The organism is Cytobacillus sp. FSL R7-0696 (genome assembly GCF_038006865.1).
Classification (GTDB): domain Bacteria; phylum Bacillota; class Bacilli; order Bacillales; family Cytobacillaceae; genus Cytobacillus; species Cytobacillus kochii.
Map to the genome: position 1 here is coordinate 3,856,951 of NZ_JBBOWA010000001.1, position 13,005 is coordinate 3,869,955.

14 protein-coding genes are annotated in these 13,005 nt (G+C 36.5%); 10 read left to right on the forward strand and 4 right to left on the reverse strand.

What is annotated here, in order from left to right; genetic code table 11:
• The first annotated feature begins 1 nt into the window (after nt 1).
• The 3 genes from MKX29_RS19775 to MKX29_RS19785 all read left to right on the forward strand — a co-directional run bounded on the left by MKX29_RS19775 (nt 2) and on the right by MKX29_RS19785 (nt 4,289).
• Nucleotides 2-466 carry a (2Fe-2S)-binding protein gene (locus tag MKX29_RS19775; protein WP_308937070.1) on the forward strand — a complete coding sequence of 155 codons (465 nt, stop codon included), beginning with the start codon at nt 2-4 and terminating at the stop codon, nt 464-466.
• Between the two features lie 14 nt (nt 467-480).
• Nucleotides 481-2,853: a xanthine dehydrogenase family protein molybdopterin-binding subunit gene (locus MKX29_RS19780; RefSeq protein ID WP_341107230.1), complete on the forward strand. Its 2,373-nt coding sequence runs from the start codon at nt 481-483 to the stop codon at nt 2,851-2,853.
• A 161-nt stretch (nt 2,854-3,014) separates the two neighbouring features.
• Nucleotides 3,015-4,289, forward strand: coding sequence for an MFS transporter (locus tag MKX29_RS19785; protein ID WP_251161725.1), 1,275 nt, complete (start codon nt 3,015-3,017; stop codon nt 4,287-4,289).
• A gap of 77 nt (nt 4,290-4,366) precedes the next feature.
• On the opposite strand, the gene MKX29_RS19790 is transcribed toward MKX29_RS19785, so the two are convergent.
• Both MKX29_RS19790 and MKX29_RS19795 read right to left on the reverse strand, forming a co-directional pair.
• Nucleotides 4,367-4,798, reverse strand: coding sequence for a terpene synthase (locus MKX29_RS19790; protein WP_224938345.1), 432 nt, complete (start codon nt 4,796-4,798; stop codon nt 4,367-4,369).
• 36 nt (nt 4,799-4,834) lie between these two features.
• Nucleotides 4,835-5,749 (reverse strand): DMT family transporter, encoded by a 915-nt coding sequence (locus MKX29_RS19795; RefSeq protein WP_281202582.1) that lies wholly within the window; start codon nt 5,747-5,749, stop codon nt 4,835-4,837.
• 116 nt (nt 5,750-5,865) lie between these two features.
• Between MKX29_RS19795 and MKX29_RS19800 the strand changes: the two genes are divergently transcribed.
• Nucleotides 5,866-6,735 (forward strand): LysR family transcriptional regulator, encoded by an 870-nt coding sequence (locus MKX29_RS19800; protein ID WP_281202583.1) that lies wholly within the window; start codon nt 5,866-5,868, stop codon nt 6,733-6,735.
• A 54-nt stretch (nt 6,736-6,789) separates the two neighbouring features.
• Here the strand turns inward: MKX29_RS19800 and MKX29_RS19805 are convergent, their stop codons facing one another.
• Entirely contained in the window at nt 6,790-7,230 is a 441-nt protein-coding gene (locus MKX29_RS19805; RefSeq protein WP_251161722.1) for an OsmC family protein, read from the reverse strand.
• Nucleotides 7,231-7,347: 117 nt separating this feature from the next.
• On the opposite strand from MKX29_RS19805, the gene MKX29_RS19810 reads away from it, so the two are divergent.
• The 6 genes from MKX29_RS19810 (at nt 7,348) to trhO (ending at nt 12,077) form a co-directional block, all read left to right on the forward strand.
• On the forward strand, nt 7,348-8,103 hold the full coding sequence (locus MKX29_RS19810) for an exodeoxyribonuclease III (RefSeq protein ID WP_289433904.1): 756 nt from the start codon (nt 7,348-7,350) through the stop codon (nt 8,101-8,103).
• A 441-nt stretch (nt 8,104-8,544) separates the two neighbouring features.
• Nucleotides 8,545-9,273, forward strand: a complete 729-nt coding sequence (locus MKX29_RS19815) for a DUF421 domain-containing protein (RefSeq protein WP_095373096.1) — start codon at nt 8,545-8,547, stop codon at nt 9,271-9,273.
• Complete coding sequence (locus tag MKX29_RS19820) at nt 9,274-9,642, forward strand: DUF4363 family protein (RefSeq protein ID WP_095373097.1); 369 nt, start codon at nt 9,274-9,276, stop codon at nt 9,640-9,642.
• A 47-nt stretch (nt 9,643-9,689) separates the two neighbouring features.
• Nucleotides 9,690-10,745, forward strand: a complete 1,056-nt coding sequence (locus MKX29_RS19825) for an undecaprenyldiphospho-muramoylpentapeptide beta-N-acetylglucosaminyltransferase (protein WP_341108318.1) — start codon at nt 9,690-9,692, stop codon at nt 10,743-10,745.
• Nucleotides 10,746-10,837: 92 nt separating this feature from the next.
• The gene (locus MKX29_RS19830) at nt 10,838-11,101 is read left to right on the forward strand and encodes a DUF1450 domain-containing protein (RefSeq protein ID WP_191814296.1); all 264 of its coding nucleotides are present in this window, start codon (nt 10,838-10,840) and stop codon (nt 11,099-11,101) included.
• Between the two features lie 13 nt (nt 11,102-11,114).
• Nucleotides 11,115-12,077 carry an oxygen-dependent tRNA uridine(34) hydroxylase TrhO gene (trhO, locus tag MKX29_RS19835; RefSeq protein WP_224938338.1) on the forward strand — a complete coding sequence of 321 codons (963 nt, stop codon included), beginning with the start codon at nt 11,115-11,117 and terminating at the stop codon, nt 12,075-12,077.
• A 45-nt stretch (nt 12,078-12,122) separates the two neighbouring features.
• On the opposite strand, the gene MKX29_RS19840 is transcribed toward trhO, so the two are convergent.
• Nucleotides 12,123-12,740 carry an NUDIX hydrolase gene (locus tag MKX29_RS19840; RefSeq protein ID WP_341107233.1) on the reverse strand — a complete coding sequence of 206 codons (618 nt, stop codon included), beginning with the start codon at nt 12,738-12,740 and terminating at the stop codon, nt 12,123-12,125.
• Between the last annotated feature and the right edge of the window lie 265 nt (nt 12,741-13,005).

Consider the following 13,005-nt stretch of genomic DNA (forward strand, 5'->3'; position numbering starts at 1 on the left):
AGTGAATATTTCTTTAAATGTAAATGGAGAAAAAGTGGAAAGAGATATAGAACCTAGGCTCTTATTAACAGACTTCTTAAGAGAAGAATTATTTTTAACAGGCACACATGTCGGTTGCGAGCATGGGGTATGCGGGGCATGTACAATACTTTTAAACGGTGAAGCGGTTCGAGGTTGTTTAATGCTAGCTGTTCAAGCAGATGGGGCAACAATTGAAACAGTTGAATCACTTGCTGGTGAAGATGGTCAATTAAATCCTCTTCAACAAGCATTTACGGATTGCCATTCCCTCCAATGTGGATTTTGCACACCAGGGTTCTTAATGACACTAACGCAATTTACGAAAGAAAATCCCAATCCGACAGAAGAAGAAATTCGAGAAGCCATCTCAGGGAATCTTTGCCGTTGTACAGGCTATGCCAATATTGTTAAAGCAGTAAAGCAAGTTACACATCAAACGGTATAAAAGGAGGGAGAAACATGCATAAATATATCGGAAAAAGCATGCACAGAAAGGAAGATTATCGCCTTTTAACTGGAACGGGCATGTTTGTAGGCGATATTAGTTTAACCAATATGGCAGAGGCAGTATTTGTAAGAAGCCCTCATGCACATGCGAAGATTGTGGACATAAATATAGAGGCTGCAAAAGCAATAGAGGGTGTTTATGGGATATTTACTGCAAAAGATATTGAAGACATCAAACCATTGACGCAATTTGAATCACATTGTTTTTTGCCACCCAATTTAGTTGAGGCCATATCGCCAACAATCAACTTTAACTATGAAGATATTTTGGCTAAGAAGAAAGTTACATACGTTGGCCAATCTGTAGCAATAGTTGTGGCGAAAAATCGTTACATCGCCGAAGATGCAGCTGATCTAGTTGAAGTAACGTATGAGCCGCTACAACCCCTTGTTGACCCATATGAGGCACGAAAAGAGGGTGCACCTCTCATACAAGAACATTTAGAAAATAATATTCAGTCCCATTTTCATGTGACAACAGGCAATGTTGAGCAAGCATTTGCCGAGGCGGACTATATAATGAATGAAAAAATTCGCACCCCACGACTCGGATCAAATCCGTTAGAAACAAGAGGAGTAGTGGCGAAATTTGATACAAGAAATCAAGAACTGAGAGTTTGGTCGTCTTCGCAAATGCCTTATGAAATCAGATCTACTTTAGCACATTGTTTGTCATTACCCGATTTAAGTATTCGTGTTACAGCATCTGATGTTGGAGGGGGATTTGGACCAAAAGGAGGTGTTCACCCAGAAGAGATTGTTATTCCTTACTTGGCTAAAAAATTGCAGAGGCCGATAAAATGGGTAGAGGACCGAATGGAGCATTTAACAAGTGCAAGGCAATCTAGGGATCAAATCCATGATGTGAAAGTTTCATTTAAACAGGATGGAACGATTACGGCAATTAAGGATTTTTTTGTGATTGATAGTGGTGCTGTTAATTTCTTCGCCTTAACTTGTGCTTATAATAGTGCCTATCATTTAAGAGGAGCTTATAAAATCCCTAATTATGATAGTGAATGTGAAGTCATCTTAACGAACAAAACACCTAATGTCCCATTTAGGGGGGCAGGTAGACCTGAAGTAGTCTTTGTAATGGATCGAATTATCGATATCGTCGCAAGAAAATTAAAAGTAGATCCAATCGAAATTATGAAGAAAAATATGATCCAAGCTGAAGACATGCCTTATGATCAAGGAATTCTTGTAAAAGATGGTCATCAGCTTATTTATGATAGTGGCGATTATCCTGATGCATTACGCAAGGCAGTTGATTTAGTTGACTATGATGCTTTTAGAAAAGAACAAGAAGAGAAGAAGAAAGAAGGTAAGCTAGTTGGTATCGGCATCTCTTCTTACGTAGAAGGTACGGGCGCAGGACCTTATGAAGGGGCACATATCTCTATTGACCCTTCTGGTCATGTAACAGCTTATTTAGGCTGTACCCCTCAAGGACAAGGGCATGAAACAGTATTTTCACAAATTGCAGCAGACGGATTGGGTGTAAACCCGCAAAATATTACTGTTCGAGTTGGCGAAACAACTGTGTTGCCAATGGGTCAAGGAACTTACGCAAGCCGAAGCGCAGTAAATGCAGGTTCAGCTATTTATGAGGCAGCATTAAAAATGAGAGAGAAAGTGTTAAAAATCGCTGCACATTTGCTAAAAACGGATGAAGATTTAGTCATTGATGAAGGGAAAATATATGCAGAGACTTCTCCTGAAAAGTTTGTCACCTATCAAGATGTTGGGCGAGCGGCGCTGCCTGCTAAATTAGGGAATTTACCAGAAGGCATGGAAGCAAGCTTAGAAGTAACACATTATTTTGCCCCTCCAACCGTTACATTTGCTGCTTCGATTCATATGGCACAAGTGGAGGTTGATAAAGAAACAGGTTTTGTAGATTTACAGAAATATAGTGTTGTACATGATTGTGGTACGGTTATTAATCCGATGATTGTTGATGGTCAAGTGCAAGGCGGTATTGCACAAGGAATTGGTTCAGCTCTTTACGAAGAAATCGTCTATGACCAAACAGGGCAATTGCTTACCGGTACTTATATGGATTATTTATTACCAACATCGATGGAAGTACCAACGGTGGCAAAAGCACACCAGGAATTCAAATCAACAAGAAATCGCCTAGGGATAAAAGGTGTAGGTGAGGGGGGTGCCATCGCGCCACCAGCTGCAATAGCAAATGCAATTGTAGATGCACTTCATCCATTAGAAATTAAAACAAATGATTTACCTATCAGTCCAAATAAGTTAAGAACATGGATTAAGGAAGCAGAGGCATCTTTTCAAACACTACAAACAAATTAAAGGAAAAAAACAGGTATCTTCCAAAGGATTTTGTGGGAAATCCCTTTGATTGCAAGATACCTGTTCTATCTTAAAGATTACTAGGAAAGCCATCAATAAGAGTGTATTTATTATATCACTCTTCTACTAACATGCCAATTTTCACAAGGAGTGATTCAACTATGCAAAAGGCAAATGTACTTCACGAAGAAAACATGACAAAGGCAACAAATGCTAGGTGGATTTATATTTCACTACCATTAATGCTACTGTTCACGGTTTCAATGATCGATAAATCTAATATTAATATACTATTTGCAGAAAGACAGTTTTTACAAGATTTAGCTATTAGTGATAATGTGATCAAGGGAACATTAAGTTCTGTCTTTTTAATTACATACGCATTAGGGCAGTTTTTCTGGGGATTTGTAGTCGACCGTATCGGCGCATTTAAGAGTGGAATGATTGGTATAGCCATTTGGGGTATAGCGATGATTATCGGTGGAGTAGCTACATCGGTTACGGCATTATTATGGTCAAGAGCATTACTAGGGGTAGGTGAAGGTGTTTTATACCCCATTGCACTTACCTTAACTGCTAAGTGGTTTCCGCAACAAGAACAAGGGAAAGCTCAGTCTTTTTGGTTTACAGGGAATGCAATCGGACCAGTTATTGGTATTCCAGCGATCGCATTAATTGCCGCCTCTTTTGGATGGAGAGAAAGTTATTTCGCACTAGCGATTATTTCTTTTATTTGTTTGGCCATATTTATTTTTATGATTAGAAACAAACCATCTGAACATTATGCAACTAATGCTGCAGAAGTGAACTATATAGAAAAGGGACAAGGAGTGAAAAAGACTGCTAACATCGATACAGGAAGTGTTAAATCTGTTTTAACTAGTCCTCTGTTCTGGATATTAACAACAGTATATGCTTGCGTCTCAATCGGTTTTTTTGGATTTTCTACATTTTTGCCAAGCTATTTAACAGAAGCAAAGGGGATTGATTTTGTTAATTCAGCTATGATTAATGCAGCGGGTTATGCTCTTGCCATCATCGTTCAATTGGTATGTGGCTATCTTTCTGATAGATGGATGAAACGGGCTATATTTGTCGCCGTAGCAAGTGTCATCATCATAGGCTGCTTCGTAGGCTTCTTATACACTACGAATACTACAATCGTTATTCTACTTACAATTATTCTATTAAGTGTATTATACATGCCAGCACCGATAACCATGACGATGCTCCATGAAGTCGCTTCATCCCAAGTGATGGGGAGAATAAGCGGTACATTCGGATGTGTATCTTATTTAGTAGCAGCTGCTGGGCCAATGGTTGTTGGCTTTTTCAGTACAACAACAGGCTCTTTTACAGGCGGTTTTATGGCGTTAATTAGTTTTATCGTTCTTTCACTTTTATTATGTGTGTATTTGATGAAAAAAGGTTATTGATATAGAATCATTTTAAAAAAATTAAAAAAGTAGAGTCGTTCTGAACAAAGTGAACGGCTCTATTTTTATAAGAAACCTTAGTCTTGTGATAAATAAATCCAATTTTTTTCATCAAATTCTTCTATTATATAATTTGAACCAATACTTTGTAGGATTTTATTAAAGGACTTTATATCGTCTTCGTTCTCATACAAATCTTCTTGAATATATTCCTTCATAATAAAATTTGTTAAGTGAGTATTGTTAACGAAGTCCGAAAAATATATTCGTAGTGTTTCCGAATCCTCTTCGTTTAACTTTTCATCATTAATAATAGAAATTCTGAAAACATTTAGTATCTCATCAATATCTTCATCTTCCATATAACAGAGCGGCTCTAGTTTTTTATCATCATTTGTAAATGGTTTTCTAGTATCTTCAATGATTACATAAGATAAGAAATGTTCTTGCTTCCATACATGAAAGATTTCTAAATCACGTAATTTTAAGACTCTACGAAGTGATAACATAAACTTCCTCCTTTCCATATTAAGTTAATGGCTGTACTAAAGTAGAATTTTTTCTGTTTTTTGTTCCATTGTTTGCTCAGTTTTTACCTTAATAGGCACTCGATAGCTCCCTAATGTCGCAACAATCACACCACAAATAATTAAAAAAGCACCTATGATATCTCGAATGGTAAATGCTTCACCAAGAATAATAACAGCTAGACCGGCAGCGAAGAGAGGTTCTAGTGAAAACATTAAACTCGTTTGTGTTGGTGATGTATGTTTTTGTGCCACTGCTTGGGAAATAAAGCCAAAGGCACTACATAGAATCGCTAGTCCAAGTATACTCATCCAAGCAACTGTGTTTTGGGGTAGGATTGGTGATTCAAAAAAGCTACTTAAAACAAGAGCGAGTATACCAGCAAAGCCGAGTTGCATGATACCAACTGTAATGGGTTCATGATCCTTAGTGACTCTTCCAATAATCAGAATTTGAATAGCGTATGCGAGAGCGGAAAGCATACATAAAATATCGCCGTAATTGAATGATAATGATTGTGTAATTGTCATGATGATAATACCAACAAATGTAATGATGATGCCAATTCTAACTGGCACGATTGGTAACCTTCTTTGCAGAATACTTTGGATCACCGGAACGAATATGACCGTCATACTTAATAAAAATCCGGCATTAGAAGCATCTGTCATCGTCAAGCCAACAGTAACTAAAGAGAACACAAGTAATAATAAGAAGCCTAATAGAAAACTGTAAAATAAAAGTTCCATATTAACATGCCGTAAAGAACGATAAAAAAAGGTAGCGGCAATTACAAAGGCAATTAAACATCTTAATGCGACAAGGTTAAATGGTTCAATCGACGCGATTCCCATCTTCATAAAAATATAAGATAATCCCCAGAAAAAATTCACCACCACTAAAAGAATCGTTGCTTTCGTGTGCATACTCATAACCATTTCTCCATTCTCATGATTTTCTACATGTATTATAATGAATCTATTAACATTAATAAAACGAATCTTTTTCATTGTTTATATGAAATAATTTCATGAAAAGGAGTAGCGAGATGAGTTTAGTTAAATATGAGATTTATAGCAAGGTTTCTGAGCTTCAAAGTTTTACGAAAGCAGCAGAAGTACTAGGGATGACACAATCTGCAGTCAGTCATGCGATGGCTAATTTAGAAAAGGAATTAGGTTTCACGCTTTTTCATCGTTCAAGAGGTGGGCTAACATTGACGAATGAAGGAAGAAGCATGCTTGTAAGTATTCGTAAGGTGTTACACTATGACGAACAAGTACAACAAGAGGCAGCAAAAATAACGGGTTTGATGAAAGGAACAGTAAAAGTAGGTACATTTACGAGTGTTTCATCTACTTGGTTACCCGAAATCATTAAATCAATGGAGCAAAGTTATCCTTATATCCGTATTGAATTAATTGAAGGAGATTATGAAGCGATTGACCGTTGGATTCTTAATGGAAAATTAGACTGTGGCTTTATTAATGTCGATAGCTCCAGTCATTTTGATGTTATTCCGTTAAAAAAGGACCGTTTGCGTTGTATTGTGTCAACAGATCATCCTTTTTCAACAAGAAGTGAGATAAGCGTACAAGAGTTAAAGGATATTCCTTTTATCATGCCGACATATGGGGGGTACCATGAAGTAAAAGATTTATTTGCTAAAGCGGAGATCCAACCAAATATTCGCTTTGAATTAATGGCGGAAGATTCAATTAAGTCAATGGTTGCTCATAATTTTGGTGTAAGCATATTGCCAGAATTATTATTAGAAACCATTCCTAAAAATTGTGTGGTAATGCCATTAAAGGAAGAAAGCTATCGCATATTAGGATTAGCGATGAAGTTTAATCTGTCACCAGCAGCCAAAAGATTTGTAGAGATCACGGAGAAGTGGTTGGCGTCGTTTTATTAAATCCTCACGCCTCTAGGGAAAACTTGTAAGAGACGTGGATTGAAAACGATACTTTTATTTAATGGTTACTTCTAGTTCAATATCTACATTGCCTTGTATGGCGCGCGAAATCATGCAGGATGCTTCTGCTTTTTTAGCCAATTTCAGAGCAAGATCTCTGTCACGTTCATTATCACGGTTAGTAAGTACGATGGTTGGTTTATGAATGATTTTCTTATAAGTTAAGACGCCATTCGTTTCGTTAACAATTGCAGTTGATTCCATCGATAAATCATTTTTCTCTACTTTACTTCTTTCCATCATGGCAGCTAAGGTAATGATATAACAAGTGGCAGCAGCACCTAGAAGCATTTCATCTGGGTTAGTCCCTACTCCTGGTCCGTTCATTTCAGGTGGAATAGATACTTTTGTACGCAGTTGTCCACTTTCGATTGTTCCGACGCTATTTCGTAATCCTGGAAAGTGTGCTTTTAAATGAAATTGATGATCGGCCATTAGTATTCCTCCTTCAAACTATACGTAAAAACTATAGCAAATCACAAGGCTTTTATCAAAGACAAACTTCCTATAGAATAAGAAGGGACAGATAGAGAAAAAGGGGAGTTTAGCAACATGAAATTTGTGTCATGGAATGTAAATGGTTTGCGTGCTTGTGTGAAGAAAGGCTTTCTCGACTTTTTTGCAGAAGTGGATGCGGATGTGTTTTGTATACAAGAATCAAAGCTTCAAGCAGGTCAAATAGAATTAGATTTAAATGGCTATCATCAATATTGGAATTATGCTGTTAAGAAGGGCTATTCAGGAACCGCTATTTTTACTAAAGAAAAACCTCTATTTGTAAAATATGGCGTAGGGGAAAACGAAGAACAAGAAGAAGGTAGAATTATTACGTTAGAATTTGAAACGTTTTACCTTGTAAATGTATATACACCGAATTCAAAAAGAGATCTTTCCCGATTAGACTATCGTTTACAATGGGAAGATGATTTAAAAACATATTTGCTTTCGTTAGAGGCGGAAAAACCTGTGATTTATACAGGGGACTTAAATGTTGCACACCAAACAATTGATTTGAAGAATGCAAAGTCCAATATTGGAAATTCAGGATTTACTGATGAAGAACGTGGGAAAATGACAAGTCTCCTTGAATCAGGGTTTGTCGATTCTTTCAGATACCTTTATCCAGAAAAGACGGATGTCTATACATGGTGGTCGTACATGGCCAAAGTGAGAGAGCGGAATATTGGCTGGCGAATTGATTATTTTATCGTGTCGGAAAAATTAAAAGCACAAATCAAAGATGCCGGTGCACACTGTCAAACAATGGGTAGTGACCATTGTCCGATTTTCTTAGAATTAGATATATAAGGAAAAATGAAGTGAAGTCTAATAAGGCTTCATTTTTTTGTGTTGTGCATATTAATCGACAAAGGAAAAACCATTATCTAGGTTATTTAAGGTTTAAGTTAAGAGAATCAGTTGCATAGAAGAATGATGAATCAGACTCGTTAAGAAATGACGGAAGATAAACATTATATTTTACAGCAAACCTTGGTTGGAGATGATAACATACAGAACCGAGCAATCTATTGTGGAACTAACAAAATAAAATTAAATAGATGTTAACTAAGCAAACAAACTTGTGAAAATGATGCGAGAATCTTTTTCCTTTAAATAAGAACCCTTGTATCTATACAAAAAAAATTCATTTGTAAAAAATCTATTTACTCCCCTCAAACTTCAAAGGTTTTCTGGATACTTTTTCTAGTTCTGCTCATACTAAAGGCAATGATTGTAGGAGTGAAGTCAATGAATGAGACATCGGTCGTTATTGTAAGGTCGATTATTGCTTTTGGTACATTACTTATATTTACACGATTTTTAGGTAAACAAACAGTGAGTCAAATCACATTCTTTGATTACATTTTAGGTATCTCGATTGGTTCTATGGCCGCAAATCTTTCAGCAGACATCGCGACAGATGCTTGGCCATATTGGGTGGGGCTGTTTACATGGACGGTTCTTGTATTATGTCTGCAAAAAGTAACAATGAAGTGGCGACAAGCATCAATCTATTTCGATGGGGAGCCTGTCATCGTTATTATGGATGGGGAAATTATGGATGAAGTTATGAAGAAACTGCGTTACCGTATCTCTGATCTCCAAGAACAACTAAGAGAAAAAGGGATATTTGATTTAAAAGAGGTAGATTATGCAATTGTAGAAAAAGATGGGCAAATATCCGTGTTAAAAAAAGCGGATTATTTACCAGTTACCCCAAGAGATTTACAGTTAAAGTCTACATATAAAGGAATAGGGACGGAATTAATTTATGATGGTGTGCTTGTCCGCAATAATTTGCAGCAATTGCAAAAATCTGAGGAATGGCTGATGAAAGAATTAAAAAATCGTGGATATACAAAAATTAGTGATATCTTTCTAGCGATTATTGATAGCAACGGGATGCTCTTTATTGACGCTTATCATGATAAAATGAAAAAACCCGTAGATATAACAGATTTTAAAGGATTGAAGTAAATGAAAGAGTTTATTCTTTATAAATTGATTCCATTACTTATATTGGCTATTTTTATTTTTACAATGAAGTCTGGAGATTTTCTTAAACAACCACTTGTTGATGGCGATGATGTAATAGGGACGCTTTCTTTAGTTGAACAATCAATTCACGAAGGCGATTGGAAAAGTGCAAAAAAACAAATCAATAGAGCCAAAGAAGGGTTTTTAACTGTTCAGATGCGAGTGCAGTTTTCTGTAGAGAAAAATGAACTGAATCAAATAGGCACAAGTTTAAACCGAGCAATTGGCTTTATTGATGTTCATGATGAGGGAGGAGCTCAGGCTGAAATAGAAGAAATCAAATTTGCATGGGAGGGGTTAGGAAAATAAAATAACAGTAAGACCTTTAAATAAGAGAATGAGGAGAATGATTGATGTTGGCTAAGAAAAAAGTAGTTTTAACAGGAGGGGGATCAGCGGGGCATGTTACCCCTAATCTCGCCCTTATTACAGAATTACAGAAAGAAGTCGATTTTTTTTACATAGGTTCGAAAACAGGCATTGAAAAGGAGTTAATCGCAAAGACCGAGGTCCCTTATTTTTCAATTTCCAGTGGGAAATTAAGAAGATATATAGACTTAGAGAATGTAAGGGATATCTTTCGCGTCATGAAAGGTGTAATTGACGCAAGGAGAATCTTAAAACAGATAAAGCCTGATTTGCTTTTTTCAAAGGGTGGATTTGTATCAGTCCCCGTAATAATTGCTGCTAAAATGCTAAGGATACCAGCATTTATCCATGAGAGTGATTTAACACCCGGGTTAGCAAATAAAATTGCCCAACGGTTTGCTGAAAAAGTGTTTACTTCGTTTGAAGAAGCGAAAGCTTATTTTCCGCGAGAAAAAGTGTTTGCCATTGGCTCACCAATACGGCCAGAAATATTTAACGGCGATAAAAACACGGCCCTAAAGTTGCTTCATTTTTCTAGTGTAAAGCCAATTATTACTGTTATGGGTGGTAGTTTAGGTGCCAAAAAGATAAACGAACAAGTTCGCAAGGAATTACCAAATCTATTAGGTAACTATCAAGTTGTGCATATTTGTGGAAAAGGTCAAGTTGATGAAAGTTTACTAGGGAAAGCAGGTTATAAACAATTTGAATATATTCATGAGGAATTACCACATATCCTTGCCGCTACTCATTGTGTAATCACAAGGGGTGGATCCAATGCGTTATTTGAATTCTTAGCACTAAATATGCCCATGCTAATCATTCCCCTATCTAAAAAACAAAGTAGAGGTGATCAATTGTTAAATGCTGAATCTTTTGCACAAAAAGGATTCGCTAAAGTAATCGAGGAAGAAGCAATTGGTTCCTTATTACATACGTTAAGACAAATGGAATTGGATAGAGCAGAAATGATTGCTAGTATGAGCAAATCTCCTTTGACGAACGGTTTAAAAGTTATAGTGAATGAGATTAGGGAAAGGTAATTGTTGCAAATCTATTTGAAAATGTTTGTCAAAGCATGGTATAGTATTCTACGGATAAATAGGAAATAGACATCTAAAAAAGGATGTTGTAAATGGGATTATTTAATAAAATTTTTTCAAAAAAAGAACAAGTTACGATAGAATTTTGTGAAAAGAACCTCGATCGTTTTTATACTGATGAAGACTTTGCACTTTTTGGCCCTTTTCTTTCTAGTAAAGAGGTATCTTACAAACAATATGAATGCCAATCACATTGTAAGCAATGCAAGAAAAGTCCATATGCAATAGTTAATGGCGAGTTTATACAATGTGAAACACCCAGTGAACTATTATCGCAAATGAAAGAACAGAAATAAGCAGGTGGAAGAAATGACAGAAGAAAATAATCAATACCGCGTCTTACTCTATTATAAATATGTAACAATCGAACACCCTGAAGCCTTTAGTAAACATCATTTAAAAGCATGTCGTGAGCTCGGATTAAAAGGAAGAATCCTTGTTGCCAAAGAAGGTATAAACGGTACGGTTTCAGGCACAGTGGAACAAACAAATGCGTATATAGATATGATGAAAAACGACAACCGCTTTAGTGATATGGTCTTTAAAATTGATGAAACGAATGGACATGCATTCAAGAAAATGCATGTCAGACCTCGTAAAGAAATTGTGACATTAAAACTTGAGGATGATCTCAATCCTAATGAGATCACAGGCAAATATTTAGAGCCAAAAGCATTCTTTGAAGCAATGCAAGCAGAGGATACTGTTGTTATTGATGCAAGAAATGATTATGAATATGATATCGGCCACTTTAGAGGGGCGATTAGACCGGATGTTGAAGCATTTCGTGATTTACCTGATTGGATACGTGAACATAAAGACCAACTTTCTGGGAAGAAGATTTTAACATATTGTACAGGTGGCATACGTTGTGAAAAATTCTCTGGTTGGTTAGTAAGAGAAGGTTTTGAAGATGTGAATCAGCTACATGGTGGCATTGTCACATATGGTAAGGACCCAGAAGTTCAAGGAGAACTATGGGACGGTCAATGTTATGTGTTTGATGAAAGAATCAGTGTGCCAATTAATCAGAAAGAACATACCATTGTCGGAAAAGACTATTTCACTGGTGAATCTTGTGAACGTTATGTCAATTGTGCTAATCCTGAATGTGATAAACGTTTTATGACGACAGAAGAAAACGAACATAAATATTTACGGAGCTGTTCGGATGAGTGCCGCACACATCCTGATAATTTATACGTGAAAGAAAAGGGTTTAACAGATGAAGAGTGGCAAGAGCGATTACAGAAGATAACAATTGACGCATAAGAAAAAGGCTCATAACCAAAAATGGGAATGGGCTTTTTTCTTTGATTAATCGATGATGGGGAATTTATGAGGATCTTCAAGGTAGCCAAATGCCATTTTTATTTGTTCTTCCGTATTTCGATTAAGGGATAGTGGAGGTAAGTTGTTTTCAGGAAAAAAATCAATCGCTTCGGTTTCTATTCCGCAGGTAGCTTGTCCGCCCGTAATCTCACATAAAATAAATATTTTATAATAATGGAAGATTTGTTTGGGATGCGGGTGCTTATTCATATCCAACAAGGCAATGAGCTTCTTCGCAACACAAATAAAACCTGATTCTTCTTGAATTTCTTTTATAACATTCTCACTTGCAGATAAGCCAACATCACAAAAACCACCTGGTAAGGACCATTTGTTATCAACATTTTCTCTCACTAGCAATATTTTGTTTTTCCTGAAAACAACGCCTCGTACGTCAATTTTCGGTGTTTGATAGCCTGATTCATTACTTAATACGGCCACAATTTCGTCTGTTGATTGTCCTGAGTACTCACCTATGATCTCAGCACTCAGTTCTTTTAACTGCTCATACCTTTCAATATCATAGATATCTTTCGAAAAGGCTAAGCCAGATTGTGCAATCGCTTGGATTTTCCTCGCCCATGTTAACCACTGGTCGCTCATTATCTCATCCCCTTTGATAACCTTTACACCATGTTAGTTAATCATCCAATTCAATATTTGCTTGTGATCGAAACTCCGTCGTTTGGTAAGCTTTAGATGTTTTCAGAAATTCCTGTTTCTGATGGTCCTAACATTGATAGGCATTCATGATGAGAAAGTGTATGCTCATTAAATTGTTAAACATCTTGTTTAACGCAGCGTTAAAAATTTAATGTTTTGGCTAACGTACCATCGATATCAAAGGAGGACTGCTTTCATAAAATCA